This window comes from Aeromonas sp. QDB62 (assembly GCF_027705695.1).
GTDB lineage: Bacteria > Pseudomonadota > Gammaproteobacteria > Enterobacterales > Aeromonadaceae > Aeromonas > Aeromonas allosaccharophila.
On sequence record NZ_JAPDCD010000041.1, the window covers coordinates 17,657 to 38,905 of the forward strand.

22 protein-coding genes, 1 pseudogene and 1 riboswitch are annotated in these 21,249 nt (G+C 60.6%); of the genes and pseudogenes, 4 read left to right on the forward strand and 19 right to left on the reverse strand.

Annotation, left to right across the window (positions count from 1 at the left end):
• Positions 1-48: 48 nt before the first annotated feature.
• From OKC27_RS17980 to moaA, 17 genes are all read right to left on the reverse strand, one after another.
• A complete protein-coding gene (locus tag OKC27_RS17980) occupies positions 49-339 on the reverse strand; it encodes a Bor family protein (RefSeq protein WP_182937873.1) in 291 nt (96 codons plus the stop codon).
• Between the two features lie 184 nt (positions 340-523).
• Entirely contained in the window at positions 524-1,300 is a 777-nt protein-coding gene (locus OKC27_RS17985; RefSeq protein WP_182937874.1) for an alpha/beta fold hydrolase, read from the reverse strand.
• A gap of 91 nt (positions 1,301-1,391) precedes the next feature.
• Entirely contained in the window at positions 1,392-2,477 is a 1,086-nt protein-coding gene (gene modC, locus OKC27_RS17990) for a molybdenum ABC transporter ATP-binding protein (protein WP_182937875.1), read from the reverse strand.
• Positions 2,474-3,154, reverse strand: coding sequence for a molybdate ABC transporter permease subunit (modB, locus tag OKC27_RS17995; protein WP_005361814.1), 681 nt, complete (start codon positions 3,152-3,154; stop codon positions 2,474-2,476). Before modB ends, modC begins: the two co-directional genes overlap by 4 nt.
• Positions 3,155-3,265: 111 nt before the next feature.
• Positions 3,266-3,994 carry a molybdate ABC transporter substrate-binding protein gene (gene modA, locus OKC27_RS18000; protein ID WP_042655943.1) on the reverse strand — a complete coding sequence of 243 codons (729 nt, stop codon included), beginning with the start codon at positions 3,992-3,994 and terminating at the stop codon, positions 3,266-3,268.
• 87 nt (positions 3,995-4,081) lie between these two features.
• Positions 4,082-4,555: a molybdopterin synthase catalytic subunit MoaE gene (moaE, locus tag OKC27_RS18005; protein WP_042655942.1), complete on the reverse strand. Its 474-nt coding sequence runs from the start codon at positions 4,553-4,555 to the stop codon at positions 4,082-4,084.
• A 2-nt stretch (positions 4,556-4,557) separates the two neighbouring features.
• Positions 4,558-4,803, reverse strand: coding sequence for a molybdopterin synthase sulfur carrier subunit (moaD, locus tag OKC27_RS18010; protein WP_042655941.1), 246 nt, complete (start codon positions 4,801-4,803; stop codon positions 4,558-4,560).
• Positions 4,800-5,324 (reverse strand): cyclic pyranopterin monophosphate synthase MoaC, encoded by a 525-nt coding sequence (gene moaC / locus OKC27_RS18015; RefSeq protein ID WP_182937876.1) that lies wholly within the window; start codon positions 5,322-5,324, stop codon positions 4,800-4,802. Before moaC ends, moaD begins: the two co-directional genes overlap by 4 nt.
• A 9-nt stretch (positions 5,325-5,333) precedes the next feature.
• On the reverse strand, positions 5,334-5,840 hold the full coding sequence (gene moaB, locus OKC27_RS18020) for a molybdenum cofactor biosynthesis protein B (RefSeq protein WP_005344126.1): 507 nt from the start codon (positions 5,838-5,840) through the stop codon (positions 5,334-5,336).
• Positions 5,841-6,082: 242 nt separating this feature from the next.
• The gene (locus tag OKC27_RS18025; RefSeq protein ID WP_042058070.1) at positions 6,083-6,676 is read right to left on the reverse strand and encodes a cytochrome c3 family protein; all 594 of its coding nucleotides are present in this window, start codon (positions 6,674-6,676) and stop codon (positions 6,083-6,085) included.
• An 11-nt stretch (positions 6,677-6,687) separates the two neighbouring features.
• The gene (locus tag OKC27_RS18030) at positions 6,688-7,143 is read right to left on the reverse strand and encodes a nitrate reductase cytochrome c-type subunit (RefSeq protein WP_042058072.1); all 456 of its coding nucleotides are present in this window, start codon (positions 7,141-7,143) and stop codon (positions 6,688-6,690) included.
• Positions 7,143-8,018, reverse strand: a complete 876-nt coding sequence (gene napH, locus OKC27_RS18035) for a quinol dehydrogenase ferredoxin subunit NapH (RefSeq protein WP_075112563.1) — start codon at positions 8,016-8,018, stop codon at positions 7,143-7,145. The genes OKC27_RS18030 and napH overlap by 1 nt, the downstream gene beginning before the upstream one ends.
• Positions 8,015-8,752 carry a ferredoxin-type protein NapG gene (napG, locus tag OKC27_RS18040; RefSeq protein WP_270806544.1) on the reverse strand — a complete coding sequence of 246 codons (738 nt, stop codon included), beginning with the start codon at positions 8,750-8,752 and terminating at the stop codon, positions 8,015-8,017. The genes napH and napG overlap by 4 nt, the downstream gene beginning before the upstream one ends.
• 16 nt (positions 8,753-8,768) lie before the next feature.
• Positions 8,769-11,258, reverse strand: a complete 2,490-nt coding sequence (napA, locus tag OKC27_RS18045) for a nitrate reductase catalytic subunit NapA (RefSeq protein ID WP_058052139.1) — start codon at positions 11,256-11,258, stop codon at positions 8,769-8,771.
• A gap of 101 nt (positions 11,259-11,359) precedes the next feature.
• Positions 11,360-11,614, reverse strand: coding sequence for a chaperone NapD (locus tag OKC27_RS18050; RefSeq protein ID WP_031227438.1), 255 nt, complete (start codon positions 11,612-11,614; stop codon positions 11,360-11,362).
• A gap of 17 nt (positions 11,615-11,631) precedes the next feature.
• Entirely contained in the window at positions 11,632-12,174 is a 543-nt protein-coding gene (napF, locus tag OKC27_RS18055) for a ferredoxin-type protein NapF (RefSeq protein ID WP_270806545.1), read from the reverse strand.
• A 239-nt stretch (positions 12,175-12,413) separates the two neighbouring features.
• Positions 12,414-13,409, reverse strand: a complete 996-nt coding sequence (gene moaA / locus OKC27_RS18060; protein WP_043821348.1) for a GTP 3',8-cyclase MoaA — start codon at positions 13,407-13,409, stop codon at positions 12,414-12,416.
• A riboswitch (molybdenum cofactor riboswitch) is annotated at positions 13,397-13,550 on the reverse strand. It overlaps the preceding gene by 13 nt.
• 78 nt (positions 13,551-13,628) lie before the next feature.
• Here moaA and narQ point away from each other — a divergent pair.
• From narQ to OKC27_RS18075, 3 genes are all read left to right on the forward strand, one after another.
• On the forward strand, positions 13,629-15,341 hold the full coding sequence (gene narQ, locus OKC27_RS18065) for a nitrate/nitrite two-component system sensor histidine kinase NarQ (protein WP_270806546.1): 1,713 nt from the start codon (positions 13,629-13,631) through the stop codon (positions 15,339-15,341).
• Positions 15,341-15,979, forward strand: a complete 639-nt coding sequence (gene narL / locus OKC27_RS18070; RefSeq protein WP_058052140.1) for a two-component system response regulator NarL — start codon at positions 15,341-15,343, stop codon at positions 15,977-15,979. Before narQ ends, narL begins: the two co-directional genes overlap by 1 nt.
• A gap of 103 nt (positions 15,980-16,082) precedes the next feature.
• Positions 16,083-16,658: an LON peptidase substrate-binding domain-containing protein gene (locus OKC27_RS18075; RefSeq protein ID WP_005334473.1), complete on the forward strand. Its 576-nt coding sequence runs from the start codon at positions 16,083-16,085 to the stop codon at positions 16,656-16,658.
• A gap of 249 nt (positions 16,659-16,907) precedes the next feature.
• Here the strand turns inward: OKC27_RS18075 and OKC27_RS18080 are convergent.
• Both OKC27_RS18080 and OKC27_RS18085 read right to left on the reverse strand, forming a co-directional pair.
• Positions 16,908-19,003: pseudogene (locus OKC27_RS18080) on the reverse strand (ATP-binding protein).
• Between the two features lie 31 nt (positions 19,004-19,034).
• Positions 19,035-20,219 (reverse strand): FIST signal transduction protein, encoded by a 1,185-nt coding sequence (locus OKC27_RS18085; protein ID WP_270806547.1) that lies wholly within the window; start codon positions 20,217-20,219, stop codon positions 19,035-19,037.
• Positions 20,220-20,332: 113 nt separating this feature from the next.
• On the opposite strand from OKC27_RS18085, the gene OKC27_RS18090 reads away from it, so the two are divergent.
• Positions 20,333-21,247, forward strand: coding sequence for a gluconeogenesis factor YvcK family protein (locus OKC27_RS18090; RefSeq protein ID WP_042058092.1), 915 nt, complete (start codon positions 20,333-20,335; stop codon positions 21,245-21,247).
• Positions 21,248-21,249: the final 2 nt, after the last annotated feature.

A 21,249-nucleotide genomic window follows, 5' to 3' on the forward strand; every position in this document is an offset into this window, starting at 1 on the left:
AAAAAGCCGAACCCTGTGGTTCGGCTTTTTGCATCAAGCTTGCGCAGATTAACCGGCGCAGTAGACCCGAGCCTCGCGCGGGGTGTAGATTCCAAACGTAATCGCACCAAGCAGTCCATTGACGAAGGTGTGCTGGGCTTCAACCCGTACAACTTTGTCAGCACCATTGCACACGGTAGCAGCATCGATGTCTTTGCTCTGACCCAGACCAGAGATGAAGAAGTGATGAGTTACCTCTTTGGTCGGTGCAACCGCAGTACCCGGATGAACCGTGAAACCTTGCTGGGCACAACCAGCCATCATCAGCGCTACCGCTGCAGTCAATATCATTTTTTTCATTTTACTGTCCCTGACAACATTATTATTTCCCGTTCTAACCGGATGAAAAGAGGCGAGTTTTTTACAGTCAACACGGTGTAAACATCCCCCTCTTACACCACCCAAGTTAATGAGATTAATCAGCTACTGCAACATGGCAATTGTTTCAAAATGCGACGAGTCCAGATCATGGCAAAGCTCAGTTTTAATGGGTGGTCAATATCCGGTGAAGCAAATGATTAAATCCGGAAGGATCTTCCGCTGGCCAGGCGTGGTGGCCATTGGGGGTATGGATGGTGGCGTTGGGCAGGGCGGCAAACTGCTCCACCCGTTTGGCGAGCGGCAGGTAGTCGTGACTGGTGGAGATGATGGCCACCGGCTGCCAGATGGTGCCGAGCCGGGCGCGTACCGACCAGCCGGGGAGCGCCTCCAGTAGCGCTTTGTAAACCTTCTTTTTATTGCGCACGAAACGCAACCTGAAGGTGTGGCGCACCTGCGCCAGATCCGGGCCCGGGAAGAGCTCGCGTCCCAGCCACCATGCGAGCGGGCGCATGCCAAACCAGCGCAGCCACTTGAGGCGCTGGGCGTAACGCTCCTGCTCTTTGGGTGTTTCCAGCAGAAACTCGCTAACACCGTTGACCAGCACCAGCCCCTGTACCTTGTGGGGCAGTTGCAGCGCCAGCTCCAGCGCCACCATGGCCCCCAGTGACAATCCCACCACCCAGGCGGGCTCTGGCTGTGCATCGAGCCAGCTCACCACATCGGCTGCCAGGGTTGAGACGTCGAACGGCCCCTCCTGCATACTCTGGCCGTGGCCGCGCAGATCCAGCGCCACCACCCGGTAGTGTTCGGAAAACCGTTCGATCTGCGCCTGCCAGTCGAGGCTGGAGGAGCCCAGCCCGTGCAGCAGCAACAGCAAGGGGCCCTCCCCCGCACTGCGCAGGGCAAGACCATTGAATTTCATCACCTGATTGCGGCGCATCAGTGTATTGCCTCTCGACTCATCACCTGAACCATCTCTTGTTGCTATGTTGCCCGTGGCCATCCTGCCACGTTATCAGCACGGCGCCCAATCAGCCTTCGCTGACCAGACTAACCGCCTTGATATAAGCGTAGATCTGCTGCTGCGGCGCCAGCGCCAGCCGCCTGGCTGAGCGGCTGGTGATCCGGGCCAGCAGTATCTGCTCACCCAGAGCCAACTGCAACAGGGTCTGGCCGGGGCGCACCTCGCGCACCGCCAGCAGACGGGTGACGAGACAGTTGGAGAGACTGGAGTGCTCGATGGGGGCGGTGGCGATCACCACATCGCGCCCCGCCACCTTGATCTGCAAGGGGCCACTCTCGTCCGGCACATGGGTCATGGTGACCCGCAGTCGCTGCTCGCCGAGCTGCAGGGTCGCCATCTGTTCGTCGTCATCGTAGTGAGCCAAGGTCGCATCCAGCATCACCCCGGCATCGTCACGGCTGGCGAGCGAGAGATCGGTACGGGCGAAGATCTCGCTCGGCTGGCCTTGCGCCTCTACCCTGCCACTTTCCAGCAACACCAGCTGATCGCAGAGCAGGCTCACCTCCTCCATGGCGTGGCTGACGAAGATCATGGGAATGCCGCTCTCCTGTTGCAAGCCTTTGAGCACATGGGCCTGATGGATGCGGCTGCGCCGATCCAGCGCCGAAAAAGGCTCATCGAGCAGCAGCAGATCAGGCTCGGCCAGCAGCGCCCGCCCCAGCGCCACTCGCTGGCGTTGACCGCCAGATAGGGCATGGGCAGGCTGCCCCAGCAGATCGGCAAAGCCAAGCCGCGCCGCCAGCGCCTCGGGTTGCCAGCGCCCTCGCCCCTTGCGGGCCGCCAGTTGCAGATTGCCGAGCACCGTCAGATGGGGAAAGAGGCGCGCGTCCTGAAACACCAGCCCGATCCGGCGCGCTTCGGGCAGCAGAGCGGCGCACTCCCTATCGCGCCACAGCAAGCGATCCCCGCTTTGGCGATCGAGCCCGGCGATGATGCGCAGCAGAGTGCTCTTGCCGCAGCCGGAGGGACCAAACAGGCCGAGGATCCCCCCCAGCTCGAGGGTCAGTGCGCAATCGAGGGTAAAGGGGCCAAACTCGCGCCGAGCATTGATGCTCAGGGCGTTGTCTTGCGGAATAGTGGCTGCTTGGTTCATCCAAACACTCTCCGCTGTCTGCGCTGCAGCACACCATAGACCAGCACCAGCATCACCAGCGAGAAGGCCATCAGGCCGCCCGCCAGAATATGTGCGTTCTGGTAATCCATCGCCTCCACATGATCAAACAAGGCGATGGAGAGCACCTGGGTTTCGCCGGGGATATTGCCGCCAATCATCAGCACCACGCCAAACTCTCCCAATGTATGGGCAAAGCCGAGGGCCGCCGCCATCACGAAGCTGGGCAGGGTCATCGGCAAGATGATGTGGAAGAAGCGCTCCAGCGGGCCGAGCCCCAGGGTAGCAGCTGCCTCCAGCTCCTTGTTGCCCATATTGACGAAAGCGGAGGTGAGCGGCTGCACCACGAACGGCAGCGAATAGAGGATGGAGGCAAACAGCAGGCCGAGAAAGCTGAAGGCAAGGGGGGCGCCAAAGGTGTCGCGCCACCAGGCACCGAAACCATATTCGGGCGAGAAGGCGAGTAGCAGGTAAAACCCCAGCACAGTGGGGGGCAGCACCAGCGGCAGCGCCACCAGCGCCTCCACCAGCGGCCGCAGTCGGTTCTGACTGCGCGACAGCCACCAGGCCAGCGGCGGCGCCAGCAACAGCAAAATCGCGGTGGTACAGGCCGCGAGCTTCAGGGTGAGCCAGACCGCCAGCAGATCCCCTTCACTCATTGCCGACCTCCCGGTTGATAAATGCCCCCAACGGCATGGTATCCATCCTCATTGCAAAGAGTGGCCGACCCGAAGGCCGACCACTCAGGGTATCGCATCCGGCCCATCCCCTTATTGGGGCAGGGCATAACCCGCAGCCTTGATCTGTGCCTGACCCGGCCCCTTGAGCCAGGCGACCAGCGCCTCGACCGCAGCACCTTTCTTCAATACCAGCCCCTGCTGCTCGATGGGGGGATAGAAGTCAGCCGGTACCGCCCAGGCTTCGCCGGTCTTGCCCGCTTCCACCAGATTGGCCCAGGCGACGAAGCCCAGCTCGGCATTGCCGGTGTCGACAAATTGCCAGGTCTGGCCGATGTTGGCGCCAGTCAGCAACCGGTACTGCTTGGGATCGATCTTGAGATGGGTGAGGGTCGCCATGGCGGCAGCACCATAGGGTGCAGTGCGGGCATTGGCGATGGCGAGGTTGCCTTTCCAGCTGCGCAGAGTCGCCTCGTCAGGGGTTGGGCCCCCTTTCTTCCACAGCCCCAGCTGGCCGATGGCGTAGGTGAAGCGATCGCTCCCCTTGCCCTCTTTTTCCAGCTTCTCGGGGGTCGCCACATCGGCGGAGAGGAAGAGATCAAACGGTGCGCCGTGACTGATCTGGGTGTAGAGCACTCCGGTGGCGGCAGACGAGATGGCCAGGGTATGGCCGGTCTTGGCGGTAAACTCCTTGCCGATACGCTCGATAGTGCCCTTGAAGTTGGCGGCCACGGCCACCTTCACTTCATCGGCCTGCACGGCACCGGTATGCAAGGTGGCGGCGCAAATGCCGGCGATCACAACAGATAACAGCGGTTTCATTCCCTTTCTCCTGATGGGGCCCGCACATCCGCGCCCCGAAACGGGGCCGTGGTTCCCGTTGAACCTGCGCCCCTCGTGATGAACAGGTCAGGCTTGCCAGCGGGCGGCGGCGGCGTTGTCGCTCTCCTTGGCCTCGACCCAGCGTTGCACACCCTCGGCGGTCAGCTCTTTTTTCCAGAACGGCGCCCGGGTTTTCAAGAAATCCATGATGAAGTGACAGGCATCAAAGGCCGCGTCGCGGTGGGCACTGCTCACCGCCACCAGCACGATCTGATCGCCAAGCCACAGCTCGCCGATGCGGTGGATCAGGGTGCACTCCTGCAGCGGCCAGCGGCGACGGGCCTCTTGCACAATATCGGCCAGCGCCTTCTCGGTCATGCCGGGGTAGTGTTCGAGGGCCAACCCCTTCACCTCCTCCCCCTGATTGAAGTCGCGCACCTTGCCAACGAAAGTGACAATGGCGCCACTGTCAGCGCGGGTGGCGAGGCGGGCATATTCGTCCGCCAGCGAGAAATCGGCCCGCTGCACCAGAATACGATCTGTGATGGTTGCGTCGCTCATCGTCAGCCTCCGGTCACCGGCGGGAAAAAGGCCACTTCATCGCCATCATTGAGGGGCGTGTCGAGGGGTACCAGGGTCTGGTTGACCGCCACCAGCAGTTTGCCAGCCTCCAGCGCCAGCGCCCACTTGTCGCCGCGCTCACAGAGCGCCGCACGCAGTTGTTCGGCGGTGGCATAGTCACACGGCAGACTCAGCTCGTCGCAAGCCACCAGCTCTCTTACTTGCGCAAAAAACAGTACCTTGATCATGCTTGCTCCCCGCTATTTGACCCCAACTGAAAATGGCCGGACTTGCCGCCCCTCTTCTCGACCAGTCGCACCTGCTCGATCACCATGTCCTTTTGCACCGCCTTGCACATGTCGTAGATGGTCAGCGCTGCTACCGATGCCGCCGTCAGCGCCTCCATCTCCACCCCTGTCTTGCCGGAGAGTTTGCAGAGAGTGCGGATATGCACCTTGTGCTGCTCGGGCAGCGGCACTATCTCCACCTCGACTTTGGTCAATGCCAGTGGATGGCAGAGGGGGATAAGATCGGAGGTCTTCTTGGCTGCCATGATGCCGGCGATGCGGGCGGTGGCGAACACGTCACCCTTGTGATGCTGGCCGCTCAGGATCAGCGCCAGCGTCTCGGGGGCCATGGCAACAAACGCCTCGGCACGGGCTTCGCGCTCGGTCACCTGCTTGTCGGTCACATCCACCATATGGGCTTCGCCGCTCTGGTTAAGATGCGTCAGGTTGGGCTGGGTCTGCTTGGGATCGGTCTGGTTCATCGTTTGCTCTCAGAGGTGGGAGACAAAGTTGCACGGCTTGGTGCGGGCATCGAGCTGATCGCGGATCAGTTGCTCCCAACCCAGCTGGCAGGCACCGGTGGAGCCCGGCAGGCAGCAGATCAGGGTGCGATTGGCGAGTCCCGCCAGGGCACGGCTCTGCATGGCGGAGCCTTTAATCTCGGCAAAAGAGAGCTGACGGAACATCTCGCCAAAGCCCTGTACGGTGCGCTCGAACAGCACGCCGACCGCTTCCGGCACCCGGTTCTGCTCGTTGAAGCCGGTGCCGCCGTTAATCAGCACCACCTGCACCCCCTCATCGGCGATCCACTCGCTCACCCGCGCCCGGATGCGAAACAGGTTATCCGGGCAGAGCGCCCGATCGGCCAGCTGATGGCCCGCGTCGGTAAGGGCCGAGACCAGATAGTCGCCCGAGCTGTCATCGGCGGCGGTGCGGCTGTCGGAGACCGTCAGCACGGCGATCTTGAGGGGGATAAATGCGTTGTGTTTCTGTCCCATCGGGCAGCTCCTTGTGGCTATGGGCCGTCAACGAGGCAGGAAGAGAAGGGGTATGAGAGGCCGGCTGTCAGGGCGCAAAAACTGATGCAGACAGGAGTGACCAACTTGCTCAAGCGTGTGACGGCGGGCTGATTCTATCAAAGGTTTCACGAGATATGGGATTTAAAAGACACACAAATCTGATGCTTGTCCCAGATATGAACAAAACGCAGGCCGGGGAAACCCGGCCTGTCGTTGCAGGATCAGAAACCTTTCACCCCGGTCATGTCGGGCAGCTGGTGAGCAATCCCCTTGTGACAGTCGATGCAGGTGCCCTGCCCCTCCTTGCCGAGGTTGGCCGAGTGCATCTTGGCGGCACGCTGCCCCTGCAGGGAGAAGTCCATGTACTCGAAGTTGTGGCAGTTGCGGCACTCGCGCGAATCGGTCTCTTTCATTCGTTGCCACTCCCGCTCCGCCATCTCGCGCCGGTGCGACTCGAACTTCTCGCGGGTATCCACCTTGCCGGTGATCATGCCCCACAGCTCCTTGGAGGCCTGCACCTTGCGGATGATCTTGTAGGTCCACTCGTGCGGCACGTGGCAATCCGGGCAGCTGGCCCGCACGCCGGAGCGGTTGGCGTAGTGGATGGTGTCGCGGTACTCCTCGAACACGTTGTCCTTCATCTCGTGACAGCTGGTGCAGAAGGCTTCGGTGTTGGACGCTTCCATGGCGGTGTTGAAGCCGCCCCAGAAAATCACGCCGCCGAAGAAGCCCATCAGCAGCAACACCCAGAGGGCCGCCTTCGACGGAGACTTGAAGGTGGTCCACAGACGCTGGATAAAGCCGGGTAATTTCATCGATAGGCTCCTCAGTTCAGCGCTTCAACCGGTTTAAAGGTATTTTCCACCAGCGGCTTGGCATCCGCTTGCGGCACATGGCACTGCAGACAGAAGTAGCGACGCGGCGACACTTCACCCAGGGTCATGCCGTCGCGGGTCTCGAAGTGAGTCGGGCTGATCTTGGGTGCCTTCATGGCGCTGGCATTCTTGAAGCTGTGGCAGGCCAGGCACTTGTTGACCTTGGTATCCACCTCGTAGTTGCGAATGTCGTGGGGGATCAGCGGCGGCTGATGCATGTACTGGCGATCATAGGGCGCGCCATCCTTGCGGAAATTTTTCAGCGGTGCAGCGGTGTCTTCGGTCACCAGATCGGTGGCACCACGCTCGGACTTGAGGCCACCGGTACTATTGGTGATCTCGGGTGCCGCTGCCATCAAGGATCCCGCCATCAGGCAGGCCAGCATTGCTCCAATCAGCTTTTTCATTATTTGTTCTCCGACGTTTTTTCTGCCTTGACGGCAAAACCTACAGTGATTTCAAAAACTTGTTCCGCGCAGACATCGATGCAGCGGCCACAGTTGGTACACTCCTGAGCCGCAATCAAGGGCCCGTGACCGCGCTTGGCACCGTGAACAGGCCCGCGCAGAATGGGACGCTCCGGGCAGACCGCATAACAATCCATGCAGTTGTTGCACCGCTCGCGCCCCTTGGCAGAAATCTTGATAAATCCGACCCGGTTGACCAGGGCATAGAAGGCCCCCACCGGACAGAGATGACCACACCAGCCCCGCTCAACAACGAAAAGATCGAACAGGAACAGCGCCACCAGCAGGGCCCAGCCCGCCCCCATGCCAAACAGCAGACCACGCATGGCGAGCGACACCGGATTGACCAGCTCCCACGCCATCACCCCGACCACCGCTGGCACCACCAGCACCATGGCCAGCAGCCAGTAGCGGGTCGCACGGCTGAACTGGCCATTGCCCTTGAGGCCAAGTCGCCCCCTGAGCCAGGCTGCAGCATCCGTGATGAGGTTGACCGGACAGACCCAGGAGCAGAACACCCGCCCCCCGACCAGCCAGTAACCGATCAGCACGATGGCAGCCCCCAGCCAGAGAGTGGTGATGGGCCAGTGACCCGCCGCCAGCGACTGCAACAGCGTGAGGGGATCGGTCAGCGGCACCGTCTCCAGCAACAGCGAGCTGGAGAGGTTGCCCTTGAGGATCCAGATGCCCGCCAGCGGCCCCAGCAAGAACAGCCCGAGTACGCTGAATTGGCTGAGGCGACGCAGCAACAGGAAACGGTGGGAACGCCACCACCCCAGCTTGATGCGAGCCTCTTCCCCCGGATAACGACTCATAACCCCTCCGGTTTGCGGGTCGGCAGGGTGAGCCGATCGCCGATGAGCGACTTGTTCCCCGCTTTGGTCTTCTCTTCCCAACCGAGTCGATAGTGATGACCCAGCTCCCCCTTGGCGAGCTGGCGTGGCACCACCTTGATGGCAGCTTCCTCCAACACGCAGGCGTGCTCGCACTTGCCACAACCGGTGCAGATATCGCTGTGCACCGTGGGCAGGAACATGGCGTGCTTACCGGTGCGCTGGTTATGTTGCAACTCCAGGGTGATCGCCTTGTCAATCAGCGGGCAGACCCGATAACAGACATCGCAGCGCAGACCCAGATAGTTGAGGCAGGTCTCGTGATCGATGAGCACTGCCACTCCCATCCGCGCCTGATCGATGTCGGTCATCTGCTGATCCAGCGCCCCGCTCGGGCAGGCCACCACGCAAGGGATGTCATCACACATCTCACAGGGCACGGCACGCGCCTTGAAATAGGGGGTGCCGGTGGTCACAGGGTCAAACAGCCGGGCGAGCTTGAGGGTGTCGTAGGGGCACGCCAGGGCGCAGAGCCCGCAGCGCACGCAGGCGCTGAGGAACTCCCCTTCGTCGAGAGCGGCAGGCGGACGCAGCGCCTGGGCAGGCACAGCGTGTGCCTGCTGACGGGCCACGCCACCGAGCCCCACGCCAAGCAGGCCCACACCGCAAGCCCCCTTGGCCATGTCGGCCAGAAACTGGCGACGACTACGACTCATCTCGTACTCCCCCGCCTTATGCCTTCATCACCTTGACGGCGCACTTCTTGTAATCGGTCTCTTTCGAGAGCGGATCGGTGGCGTCCAGGGTCAGCTTGTTGACCAGCTGGCTCGCATCAAAGAAGGGCATAAACACCAAACCTTTGGGCGGTTTATTGCGACCACGGGTCTCGACACGGGTCTTCACCTCGCCACGGCGGGAGGAGACGATCACCTCTTCACCACGACGCACGCCGCGGGCCTTGGCATCGTCCGGGTGCATAAACAGCACCGCATCCGGGAAGGCGCGATAGAGCTCGGGTACCCGACGGGTCATGGTGCCGGTGTGCCAGTGTTCCAGCACCCGACCGGTGGAGAGCCAGAGGTCATACTCTTTGTCCGGTGACTCGGCGGCGGGCTCGAACGGCAGCGCGAAGATAACCGCCTTGCCATCGGGCTTGCCATAAAAACGCACCCCCTCGCCCGCTTTCACATAGGGGTCGAACCCTTCACGGTAGCGCCACAGGGTCTCCTTGCCATCCACCACCGGCCAGCGCAGACCGCGCGCTTCGTGGTACTGATCGAACGGCGCCAGATCGTGACCGTGGCCGCGACCGAAGGTGGCGTACTCTTCGAACAGTCCCTTCTGGACGTAGAACCCGAAGTGTTCGGCTTCGTCGTTCAGCAGTCCCTTGCTCTGCTCTTTCGGGAACTGGTTGACCTGACCGTTGGCATAGAGCACGTCGAACAGGGTTTTGCCCTTCACTTCCGGCATCTTGGCAATCAGTTCAGCCGGCCACACTTCCTCAACCTTGAAGCGCTTGGAGAACTCCATCAGCTGCCACAAGTCGGACTTGGCCCCTTCTGGCGCCTTCACCTGCTGGTGCCAGAACTGGGTGCGGCGCTCAGCGTTGCCGTAGGCCCCCTCTTTCTCCACCCACATGGCGGTGGGCAGGATGAGGTCAGCGGCCTGGGCGGTAACGGTCGGGTACGGGTCAGAGACCACGATGAAGTTGCGCGGGTCACGATAGCCAGGCAGGCGATCGGTATTCATGTTGGGACCGGCCTGCATGTTGTTGTTGCACATCACCCAGTAGGCGTTGAGCTTGCCATCTTTGAGCATGCGGTCTTGCAGCACGGCGTGGAAACCCACCTTGTCGGGTATGGTCCCCTCCGGCAGTTTCCAGATCTGCTCGGCGATGGCGCGGTGCTTGGGCTCGGTCACCACCATGTCGGCAGGCAGGCGGTGGGCAAAGGTACCCACTTCCCGCGCGGTGCCACAGGCAGAGGGCTGACCGGTCAGTGAGAAAGGACCATTACCCGGCTCGGAGATCTTGCCGGTCAGCAGGTGGATGTTGTAGCAGAGGTTGTTGGCCCAGACGCCACGGGTATGCTGGTTGAAGCCCATGGTCCAGTAAGAGACCACCTTCTTGCTCGGATCGGCATAGAGCTTGGCCAGCTTTTCCAGCTTCTCTTTGGAGACGCCGGAGAGCTTGGAGACCGACTCCACATCGTAATCCGCCACGAACTTGGCAAACTCCTCGAAGGTCATCGGAGTGGCATCGCCGCTGTCCGGGTTCTTCGCTTTTTGCTGCAACGGATCGGTCGGGCGCAGGCCGTAACCGATATCGGTGACCCCCTTCTTGAACACGGTGTGTTTGTTGACGAAGTCCCAGTTCACCTTGTCATTCTGGATGATGTAGTTGGCGACATAGTTGAGGATCGCCAGGTCGGTCTGCGGAGTGAACACCATGCCGTTGTCAGCCAGCTCGAAGCTGCGGTGCTCGAAGGTCGAGAGCACGTGCACCTGTACATCCGGATTGGAGAGACGGCGATCGGACATCCGCGACCAGAGGATGGGGTGCATCTCGGCCATGTTGGAGCCCCACAGCACGAACGCATCAGCCTGCTCGATATCGTCGTAGCAGCCCATCGGCTCATCCATGCCGAAGGTACGCATGAAGCCGACGACCGCGGAGGCCATGCAGTGACGGGCGTTGGGGTCGATGTTGTTGGTGCGGAAGCCGGCCTTCATCAGCTTGGCGGCGGCATAGCCTTCCCAGACGGTCCACTGGCCGGAGCCGAACATGCCGACAGCAGTTGGGCCCTTCTCTTTCAGGGTCGCCTTGAACTTCTCGGCCATGATGTCGAACGCCTGATCCCAGCTGATGGGGGCGAAGTCGCCATCCTTGTCGAACTGGCCGTTCTTCATCCGCAGCATCGGCTGGGTCAGGCGATCCTGGCCATACATGATTTTGGAGAGGAAGTAACCCTTGATGCAGTTGAGGCCACGGTTGACCGGCGCATCGGGGTCGCCCTGAGTCGCTACAACCCGGCCATCCTGAGAGCCCACCAGAACGGAGCAGCCGGTACCGCAGAAGCGGCAGGGAGCCTTATCCCAATGGATGGCAGTCTTGTCGGTACTGGTGATGAGATTGGCTGCCAGCGTGGGGGCACTGACACCGGCCACGGCAGCGGCAGCTGCCACCGCGTTGGCCTTCATAAAGTCGCGTCGACTCAGCTTCATGGCATATCCTCACATTGCTTATCGCGTAATAGTTGTCGAATCTGTCGAACGGGAGCCAACCATCAGCGGCAGAGGGCACGCCAGGCATCCCATCACTCTTTTCAGTGACCGCCCAGTTCATCGAACTGGTGGTAAATCAGGGCGGCAGAGAGCACACCCGGCATCGCCTGTATCGCATCAATGGCCGCCATGATCGGCCGCTGGCTCGGACCTTCCAGGGTCACGACCAGCTTGCCCTCGTCACTGACGGCGTGGATCTCGGCCCCTTCAAGGGCACCAATCTGCTCGGCGAGCTGATGGCGCAAGGGGGGCTGGGTCAGCACCACCAGACTCGATACATGGAACTCCTGATCCATTGTGGCTTCTTTCTGACTCATTCTGACTCCTGCTTGAGGGTGGGCTGGCTCGCACCACCGGATGGGGCGGCTCGCCCGTCGACCTTGATGCTGCCAACCGGACAATCCTGCACGCAGGCGCCGCAGCCATTACAGCGATCCGGCTCCACCGTCGGGGTCGGCACGCGCCCCAGCACCGGAATAAAGCGAATGGCATTGGGCTCGCAGCTGTCCTGACAGCGCTGGCAGAACACCTGGCCATTGGCCAGACAGTTGGCCTCGATATGGGCCTTGTAGTGCCAAGGGGACTCGCTGGTCGGGCGAAACAGCGGCGCCTTGCAGACCGTGACACACTCGGCGCAGAAGGTGCATTCGCCACGCTGGAAATCGACCACCGGAAAACCGCCCTCGCCATTCACCAGGATCTGCTCCGGACAGGCAGCCAGACAGTCCCCGCAGCGGGTGCAGTCAGCGACAAATGCCGACCAGTTGACTGACCAGGGCAACTGCACCGGCGGTTCGGCAGTTCTCAGCCGCCCCCGGAACAGGCCTCGGCGGGCAAGATCGATCTCATCCGGCATGTTGACTCCTGTTCTGGTGAAGAAGGGGACAGTCCGAGTCCATGATTGGCATTCTTGATACCAATTATAAGAGTGGGTGTATATTGCGGCCCTGACAAGGTAAGGGATATACCACCAGGGAGATAAACAGGGGGGATTCTTGCGCCAGATCAAAGCCTTGCAGCGCAATAAAAATGGAGGTGTCGGTTAAAATACCTCCATGTGAGGATTGCTATTTAATCGTTGGCGATTTTTTGCGGTTATCCGCCGATCGAGGCGAGATGAGGGGTGATGCCGGCATTGCCCTCATGGAGACGATGGGTGGCACTCTTGCCCGCCAGTGCCGCGCGAATGCGCTGTTGCAGCTCATCAGATTGTGCATCTGCGCCGAGCAGATCCCGCAGGTCGATACCGTTGTCGCCAAACAGGCACAGATGCAGCTTCCCCAGCGAGGAGACCCGCAGCCGGTTGCAACCGGCACAGAAATCCTTGCTGTAGGGCATGATAAGCCCCACCCCACCTTGCGAATCGGGGTGCATAAAGACCTGCGCCGGACCGTCATCCGAGCCCCGCAACTGCTGCACCCAGCCGCTCTCCAGCAAGCGCTGTTTGATCTGCTCGCCGCTGACATGGTGGTCACGAAACAGGGTATCCATCTCGCCGGTCTGCATCAGCTCGATAAAGCGCAGCTCGATGGGCTTGTGCCTGATCCAGCCCAGAAAGGCATCAAGCTGGTAGTCGTTGAGCCCCTTGAGCAGCACCGCATTGATCTTCACCGATTTGAAACCGGCGGCCAGTGCTGCTTCGATCCCCTCCATCACTTCGGCCAGCTTGTTCTCACCGGTGATCTGGTGAAACTGGCGCGGGTCGAGACTGTCGACACTGACATTCAGCGCGTTGAGTCCGGCATCAAACCACTCCTGAGCCCGCTCCTTGAGGCGATAGCCGTTGGTGGTCATGGCGACCTTCTCGATGCCCGGGGTGGTGGCAATCACCTTGACGATCTCGGTGAAATCGCGGCGCAGGGAGGGCTCGCCCCCCGTGATGCGCACCTTGCGGGTACCCATGGCGGCAAAACCGCTGACCACACGGCGGATCTCGTCAATCGAGAGAAAGGGTTGACGCCCCGCTTTGTGACCTTCGGGGGGGCGATAGCCGTCAGGCAGGCAATAGGTGCAACGGAAATTGCACACATCGGTCACTGACAGACGCAAATAGTAAAAACGACGGGAAAAACCATCTTCAAGTGGCAACATAAACACCTTTCCAAATACGGGAGGCCAGGGCATTTCTTTCCTGACCCTTACAGCTCGACGATTGTGTTCAACTGTCGGCTGACGGCTGGTTTTCCCCTATCGCTAGGACGTAGGCAAAACCGCTCGGAGTTCATCTAGTTTTTCGATGCTAACACAAGTTGGAGTACACTCCCACGCATCTTGCGGGGTCCTTATCACTATTCAGAGGTGCGCATCAGTATGGGAAAACGGTTCAGGGTCCATTCGGTCAGCAGTGCCATTGGCCGCGCCATGGTGTTGATCCTCTTCATGGCCAGCCTTATTGCGCTGGTCGCCATGGTCACCCTCTTCTACTCGGTACCCGATGCCAAGGCGATCAACCTCTCCGGTTCGCTGCGGATGCAGGCCTACCGGATGGCCTACGAAATCGAGCGAGGCGACAGCGTGCTGGGACGCCTCTCACAGTTTGAAGAGACCCTGCACGCCGAAGAGCTGCAGGAGACCCAACGCTGGATCACGCCCGCCTCTCTGCGTCGCACCTATGGCGAGGTGCTTAGCCAGTGGCAGGTAATGCGCCAACACATCGAGGATCGCACTCCCAGACGGTACACCGATAACACCGAGCAGTTTGTGGCAGCCATCGACAATTTCGTCAATCAGATGCAGTACCACGTGGAATTCAAGGTGCGAATGCTGGCGCTGGCGGAGGGGCTCGGCCTGCTGGCCATCATCACCATCGCCTGGTTCACTGTGCGCTTCACTCGCCAGCAGGTGGTCGCCCCCCTCAACCAGCTGGTCTATTGTGCCCGCCAGATCCAGCGGCAAGACTTCGACCTCCAGTTGCCCGCCCACGGCGAAAATGAGCTGGGGGAGCTGTCGCGCGCCTTCGTCACCATGGCCGACGAGCTGGGCAAGCTCTATCGGGAGCTGGAAAACAAGGTGGAGGAGAAAACCGCCAAACTGCAGCAGGCCAACGACACCCTCTCGTTTCTCTATTCGACCGCCCAGAAGCTGCACGCCGCCCCGCTCAGTACCCGCACGCTGATCAAGCTGCTGGATCGCGCCGCCGCTCACCAGCATATCGACCACATCCGGCTGACCCGCTTCGAACACAACGCCATGCCGGTCTACATCTCGGGGCGCACCGGCTGGCCCGGCGACCTCGATGCGGTCGCCAGCTTCTATCTGCAGATGGATGAGCAGGAGTTCGGCCGCCTCGACATCATCAGCCAGCACCCCATCGACGAGCGGTTGATCAAAAACTTCACCATGCTGCTGGCCCAGGTGCTGCACAAAGACCAGACCCTGCTGCAACAGCAGCGACTGCTGCTGATGGAGGAGCGGGCGGTGATCGCCCGGGAACTGCACGACTCGCTGGCGCAGGCCCTCTCCTACCTCAAGATCCAGTCCACCCTGCTCAAGCGCTCCTACGCCAAGGGGCAACAGGAGAAAGCGCAGGAGGCGATGCAGCAGATCGACGAAGGACTCAGCAATGCCTATACCCAGCTGCGCGAACTGCTCGGCACCTTCCGCCTCACCATAGGGGATGCCAATCTGGGGGAAGCAATCCGGGTGATGCTCGATCAGCTGCAACCCCAGACCAAGGCCGAAATCCGGTTCCATTACGGACTGGCCGACAACGACCTGGAGGCGGGCCAGCATATCCACATTCTGCAACTGATCCGTGAGGCAGTGCTCAACGCCATCAAACATGCCAACGCGCAAGTGATTGATGTTAGCTGTGAGACCCTCGCCAGTGGTAACATCGAGGTTCAGATTTCAGATGACGGGGTCGGGATCGGACTCGCCAGCTCGGCGATCAACCATTACGGTTTGAGCATCATGAACGAGCGCGCCAGCAAACTGCATGGTCTGCTGACCATCAACGAGCAGCAACCACAAGGCACCCGCGTGCATCTGACCTTTCCCACCAGCCTAACGAGAGACGCCTGATGGACGAGATGAAATACACTGTTCTGGTCGTAGATGACCATCCCCTCATGCGCAAAGGGATTGTGCAGTTGCTGGCTCTGGAAGAGAACATGGAGGTGACCGGTGAAGCCTCTAACGGCACCGATGCCGTGGCACTGGCCAAAGAGGCCGAGCCGGATCTGATCCTGCTCGACCTCAATATGAAAGGGCTCTCCGGCCTCGATACCCTCAAGGCGCTGCGGGCCGAAGAGATCACCTCCCGGGTGGTGATCCTCACCGTCTCCGATGCACGCCAGGATGTGGTGGCCCTGCTCAAGGCCGGTGCCGATGGCTACCTGCTCAAGGATACCGAGCCTGATCTGCTGCTGGCCCAGCTGGCAGATGTAATGACCGGCAAACAGATCCTGAGCGAACCGCTGCGCCCCTATCTCGAAAACATCTACGAGCTGGATCACCTGCAGCAGAAACTGGAGAGCTTAACGCGTCGCGAAATGCAAATCCTGCGCGAAATTGCAAAAGGCCTCTCCAACAAACAGGTCGCCTCGGTACTCCATATCTCCGAGGGAACGGTCAAGGTTCACGTGAAGAGCCTGCTGAAGAAACTCGAGGCGCAAAGCCGCGTGGAAGCGGCTGTCATGTATCTGGAGCAGCGCAACTAAGCGCCCTCTTCCTGCCGAAAAGCCACCATCCGGTGGCTTTTTTCATTCTCTGGCACAGTCGCTGCATTGTCCTATTCAGCAACTACTCAATGGAGGATGGAACATGAAACTACAACCTTTGGCACTGTTCCCCTTGCCTTCCCACATACTGCCGGGCGGCAAGCTTCCTCTGCGTCTGTTCGAGCCACGCCACCTGCAGATGCTCAAGGAGTCGTTCATTAACGATCAGGGCTTTGGCATCGTGATGGAAGAGTCCACCACCTCGGGACAATCCGGCCGCATTCTGCCGGTGGGCACCCGGGTCAAGGTGACCGACTTCTACACCCTCAATGATGGCCTGCTGGGGGTGACGGTGCTGGGACTGGAGCGCTTCTGCATCCACGAGATGGAAACAGATGAGATGGGCCTGCGCCGGGCTAAGGTGGAGATGCTGCCGAACTGGCCGAGCACCCACTCCGATTTCAACGACAAGCTGCTGGTCAATCGTCTGCGGGAAGTGTTCGAGCAGTATCCGGAGCTTGATGAGCTCTATCCGGACAAGCGCTTTGAAGATGCCGCCTGGCTCTGCCAGCGCTGGCTCGAGATATTGCCGATGCCGATTTATGAAAAGCAGATGCTGATTGCCAAACAAAACAGCGAAGCGGCCCGTAAATTCCTGCATCGCCTGATTTCACAATGACAGATACAGCGTTGCAAATTGCAATTATTCCAATAATGAAAACATGAAATTCGCACTTTGCAATTAACAAAAAGAACAACAAAGCATTACAAACGAGAGCCGATGCGCTAAACGGCCAGAATTGAACACGAAAGAGTCCCAAAAAAGTTGGCACAGATTTTTCATATAGATTGATACAACCCGATTTATCCCGTGCTCTCTTCAGTATTTGCTGAAGAACTGGTCAACCCACAAAGTTGACCATTTTTTTTATCCGCGCGTCGGCAACCGCTGACCAAAGTGACGCTGCAAACACTCTCTCAGCCGTGACAAGGTGATGGGCTTGGCGAGGAAATCATCCATCCCCTGCGCCAGACAGCACGCCTTGTCCTCCGCCATCGCATTGGCCGTCAGAGCGACGATAGGCATGGTGCATCCCAGCTCCCGCAACCGTCGGGTCGCTTCCAGCCCGTCCATCAGGGGCATCCGCATATCCATCAGGATCAGATCCGGGCGCTGCTCATCCACCTGCGCCAGCGCCTCCAGACCATTGGCGGCCAGCCGCACCTTGCCAACCAGCTTTTGCAGCATCAGCGACACCACCAGCTGGTTGACCGGGCTATCCTCCACCACCAGCACATCCAGCGGCAGCAACGTAGCAACACTCTCTTCCCGCAGTGGTTGACAATGGCAAGGCAGCGCCATATCCGACAGCTCGAACCAGAAGCAGCTTCCCTTGCCCGGCTCGCTCTTCAGCTGGATCTCCCCCCCATCAGGGCGACCAGACGCTTGCTGATGGCTAGGCCAAGGCCGGTTCCGGAAAAACGCCGGGTGGCCGAGTTGTCAACCTGGGAGAAGGGTTCAAACAGCCGCGCCTGATCCGCGTCGGCGATCCCGATCCCGGTGTCGGAGACCGAGATCCGCAACTTCTCATCCTGCCAGCCAAGGTGCAGTGTGACCTGCCCCTGCTCGGTAAATTTGAGGGCGTTGTCCAGCAGATTGCCCATCACCTGCGACAGACGCATCGGGTCCCCCTGCAACTCCAGAGGGACGGACTCATCAACCCGATAAACCAGCGCAATCCCCTTGGCGGTGGCACGGGCCTGCAGCGGTTCGACCAGGGATTGGCAAAGCTGGACTGGCTGCAAGGTCTCGCAGTGAAACACCAGGGTTTGCGACTCAATTTTCGAAAAATCGAGCACGTCATCGATGATGGTTTGCAGCAATCTGGCCGAGTGGGTGGCGTGGCGCAGCAGGCTCTGTTGCTCCGGCGCCAGCTCGGCATGCTGCACCAGATCGAGCATCCCCAACACCGCATTCATGGGCGAGCGGATCTCGTGAGTCATCATGGCCAGAAACTGGGACTTGGCACGGTTGGCCGCTTCGGCCTCATCCCGCGCCCGCGCCAGCTCCTCTTCACGGCGGATCTGGGAGCTGATATCCCGGGCAGTACCGCGATAGCCGGTAAAGAGACCTTCATGGTCGAAACAGGGCTCGGCGCTCACCTCCATCCAGCAGGGGCCATCAAGCAGCGCCACCTGCATCCGCACCCCTCGCACCGGCTGGCGCTGTTCCAGCAACCGCAGGTATTGCTGCGCCTCGCAGCTCTGCTTGTTGCAGACATAGTCATAGAGGGTCGGCCGGATCGCCTGCGGAGTCAGCTCATCCAGATAACCCGGTTCGGAGGCATAACTGAGGCGATGCTCGGCATCGGTCTCCCAGAACCAGTCGGAGGCCATGGCGGCGAAGCTGCGAAAACGGCGTTCGCTGGCCTGCAGCGCCTCGGTCTTCACCGCCACCTGCTCCTGCAAGCGGGCGCGATAGGTGATGTTGACCAGCGCCTGGGCGATGAGCGGGCGGCAGCGCTCCATGGCCGCCTTGCTGGTGAGATCGAAGGTGCCCGCCCGGGCGTGGCGGCAGATGAGGGTGGCGGTAAAACCGGGTGCCTGCAGCCCGGTCAGCATCACGCTGGCCCAGCCCGGCTCGTTCGCCAGTGGCGCCAGCTCGGGCAGTTGGGAGGGATCGTAAATCACCAGGGTTTCACCGGCGATGGCACGGGCAAAGGCCGGGGTCATGTGCCAGCTGTGGGCAGCGCGCATCGGCTCGGTACTGAGGTGGGTACTCCCCCGCTCCCCTTCCCAGGCCACCACATCCGCGTGCTCAAAGCCGATAAAGGGTTTGAGCACCTGGATAAGGCTCTCCAGTACCTGCTCCAGCGTCTTGGCATCGGCGAGGGTGGCCACCCCGCCCAGCAGGGTCTGGGACTCGTGACGATATCTGGCCTCGCGCTCGCGGCAACGCATAAGATCGACCAGGGTGGTCTGCAATTTGTCGCCGAGGGCTTCCAGTTCACTGCTGCCAATCATCTTGTTGCCTGCTCTGTTATGTTCTGCCGACTCAACGGGTCAGGAAAATCACGCTCGATACCATCAGGTTACCGTGAGCCAGCTCGCCATTGGGCAACCGCCCCTGCTCGCCGAAGGTAAAGGGGGTGATAAACGGGATCTTGCCGAGACGAGCCTGGCTCTGCTCGACGAATTGGCACAACATATCACCTAGCGCCAAACGGCAACCAGCACAAAAGATGATGAGGGCGCCGATCGGCTGCCATTCCACATCGACCCCATAGCCCGGCTCAATGCGCATGGCATTGAGGCTGCGCTGCAGCAACCCCTCCTGACTGCTGTACATCAGCAGCAGGCGCTCCCCCTGCACCACATCGGTAAAGAGCCGTAGCCCGCCCTGTTCGGTCACCGCCTCGGGATGGGACAGCTTGTAGTAGGGAATGCCATCCAGCGATCCCACTTGACGGGCCAGCGGGGTGAGCGTGGTCTCCCGCAAAATCGCCCCCACCGGCCAGGGCTGCTCGCGTCCGCACCAGCGGGCATAAACCTCGGCGGCGGGCTGGTGATCGATGGTGAACACCTCTCGCCCGTCGCAGGCGGTGATCTCGCCACTGAATTCGGCAGGGACATACCCAGAATGAAACTGAAAGGCCAGCTGGCAATCGGGATAGAGCACCGCCAACGCGATGCCATCCTGACTCACCGCCTCATCCCAGCAGAGTTGCCACTCGCCGCTGACGCTGTTGTCTGCCGCGGATCCACCAACCACTGGCACCGAGGCACCGAGCTCGGCCTCGATACCGGCCAGCAGCCCCTCCTCCTTGCCGGGACTGGCGTGAAACAGGATCAGCTGGGGCAACTCGCCCGGTCGACCGCAATCGCTCATGGCGCTACGCAGCAACTGCCGCACATCCACCCCGTCACCGCTGGCACCGGCCACCCCGAAGGCCCCTTTCTCGTCATAAAAAGCTGCCACCGCCACTCCGAACCCCTCTATGGCGTGGTGTCCCATCTCGGTCATGACGCCGCCGCAGGAGCTGCACCCAAGCAGACGGGTGGTCGGGAACTGGCGTTTGAGCGCGTCGCGCAGTATCGCCCCGTCATGAGCTTGGGTAAAATAGAGCAGCAGCAGGGAGGGCGCCTGATCGGCATGGTGGCGCAACTGCGTGCAGATCTCTTGGGCCGCCAGCGATGAATTCCGGGCGAGGGAGTGAACGGTCAGAAATTTCAACACCATCTCCTTGTTTTATCGGATAGCAGTCGCAAGCAAAAATCATACCCTTATCAAACAATTATCTCGCTTCACTTGCTAACATAGCGGTCAACTGAGACCAATGACAGGATGCCCACATGTGGCAAAAAAACATCAATGACTTCGATCGGGTCGTTGCCATCGGTGGTGGCCACGGCATGGGTCGCGTACTCTCGTCCCTCTCGTTCCTCGGTCAACGGCTCACCGGCATCGTCACCACCACAGATGATGGTGGCTCGACCGGACGCTTACGCAAGAGTCAGGAGTGCATCGCCTGGGGCGATCTGCGCAACTGCCTGAACCAGCTGGTGACCGATCCCAGTATCGGCAGCCTGTTGTTCGAATACCGCTTCGCCGGCAAAGGCGAGCTGGCGGGCCACAACCTTGGCAACCTGATGCTGCTGGCGCTCGATAATCTCTGTGTCCGTCCTCTTGATGCTATCAAGCTGATCAGTGACATGCTCAAAATCGAGTCACAATTGCTACCCATGTCTGAATTTCCCACCGACCTCTGCGCCCATATGGAGTGTGGCACCCAGATCCTGGGAGAAGTCTCCATCGATCAACTGGCCACGCCGCCCCTCTCCCTCGGCCTGATGCCGGAGGTGCAAGCAACCCGGGAAGCGGTGCTGGCACTGCAGCAGGCGGACATGATCATTCTGGGGCCAGGCAGTTTTCTCACCTCCATCATGCCGCCACTGCTGCTGGCCGAGATTGCCCAGGCCATCAACGAGAGCAGCGCCATGCTGGTCTTTGTCTGCAATCTGGTGGCGGAAAACGGCCCTGCCAGCCAGCTGGATCTGATGAGTCAGTGTCGCTGGCTGGAGTCCCGGGTCGGTCAGGGTCGGCTGGATGCCATCCTGGCCCCCCGGGGCGCGGGTGATGCGGGAGCCTGGCAGGGTCGGTTGATCGACGCCGATCTGGGTGAGCTCGAATTGCCCCATCGGCACGATCGGTTGAAGCTGAAACTGGCGCTGGACCGGATCATCCAGCACCTGCTCAACCAGCGTTAGGC

Bases quoted from the DNA above. Each gene is read 5' to 3' on its own strand.
- napF (WP_270806545.1), bottom strand. From the start codon at position 12,174: ATGCCGGATGAGATCGATCTTGCCCGCCGAGGCCTGTTCCGGGGGCGG.
- OKC27_RS18050 (WP_031227438.1), bottom strand. From the start codon at position 11,614: ATGGATCAGGAGTTCCATGTATCGAGTCTGGTGGTGCTGACCCAGCCC.
- modA (WP_042655943.1), bottom strand. From the start codon at position 3,994: ATGAAACCGCTGTTATCTGTTGTGATCGCCGGCATTTGCGCCGCCACC.
- moaE (WP_042655942.1), bottom strand. From the start codon at position 4,555: ATGAGCGACGCAACCATCACAGATCGTATTCTGGTGCAGCGGGCCGAT.
- OKC27_RS17980 (WP_182937873.1), bottom strand. From the start codon at position 339: ATGAAAAAAATGATATTGACTGCAGCGGTAGCGCTGATGATGGCTGGT.
- moaA (WP_043821348.1), bottom strand. From the start codon at position 13,409: ATGTTGCCACTTGAAGATGGTTTTTCCCGTCGTTTTTACTATTTGCGT.
- moaC (WP_182937876.1), bottom strand. From the start codon at position 5,324: ATGAACCAGACCGATCCCAAGCAGACCCAGCCCAACCTGACGCATCTT.
- OKC27_RS18090 (WP_042058092.1), top strand. From the start codon at position 20,333: ATGTGGCAAAAAAACATCAATGACTTCGATCGGGTCGTTGCCATCGGT.
- napA (WP_058052139.1), bottom strand. From the start codon at position 11,258: ATGAAGCTGAGTCGACGCGACTTTATGAAGGCCAACGCGGTGGCAGCT.
- OKC27_RS18025 (WP_042058070.1), bottom strand. From the start codon at position 6,676: ATGAAATTACCCGGCTTTATCCAGCGTCTGTGGACCACCTTCAAGTCT.
- napH (WP_075112563.1), bottom strand. From the start codon at position 8,018: ATGAGTCGTTATCCGGGGGAAGAGGCTCGCATCAAGCTGGGGTGGTGG.
- moaD (WP_042655941.1), bottom strand. From the start codon at position 4,803: ATGATCAAGGTACTGTTTTTTGCGCAAGTAAGAGAGCTGGTGGCTTGC.
- moaB (WP_005344126.1), bottom strand. From the start codon at position 5,840: ATGGGACAGAAACACAACGCATTTATCCCCCTCAAGATCGCCGTGCTG.
- modC (WP_182937875.1), bottom strand. From the start codon at position 2,477: ATGAACCAAGCAGCCACTATTCCGCAAGACAACGCCCTGAGCATCAAT.
- OKC27_RS18030 (WP_042058072.1), bottom strand. From the start codon at position 7,143: ATGAAAAAGCTGATTGGAGCAATGCTGGCCTGCCTGATGGCGGGATCC.
- modB (WP_005361814.1), bottom strand. From the start codon at position 3,154: ATGAGTGAAGGGGATCTGCTGGCGGTCTGGCTCACCCTGAAGCTCGCG.
- narL (WP_058052140.1), top strand. From the start codon at position 15,341: ATGGACGAGATGAAATACACTGTTCTGGTCGTAGATGACCATCCCCTC.
- napG (WP_270806544.1), bottom strand. From the start codon at position 8,752: ATGAGTCGTAGTCGTCGCCAGTTTCTGGCCGACATGGCCAAGGGGGCT.
- OKC27_RS18075 (WP_005334473.1), top strand. From the start codon at position 16,083: ATGAAACTACAACCTTTGGCACTGTTCCCCTTGCCTTCCCACATACTG.
- narQ (WP_270806546.1), top strand. From the start codon at position 13,629: ATGGGAAAACGGTTCAGGGTCCATTCGGTCAGCAGTGCCATTGGCCGC.
- OKC27_RS18085 (WP_270806547.1), bottom strand. From the start codon at position 20,219: ATGGTGTTGAAATTTCTGACCGTTCACTCCCTCGCCCGGAATTCATCG.
- OKC27_RS17985 (WP_182937874.1), bottom strand. From the start codon at position 1,300: ATGCGCCGCAATCAGGTGATGAAATTCAATGGTCTTGCCCTGCGCAGT.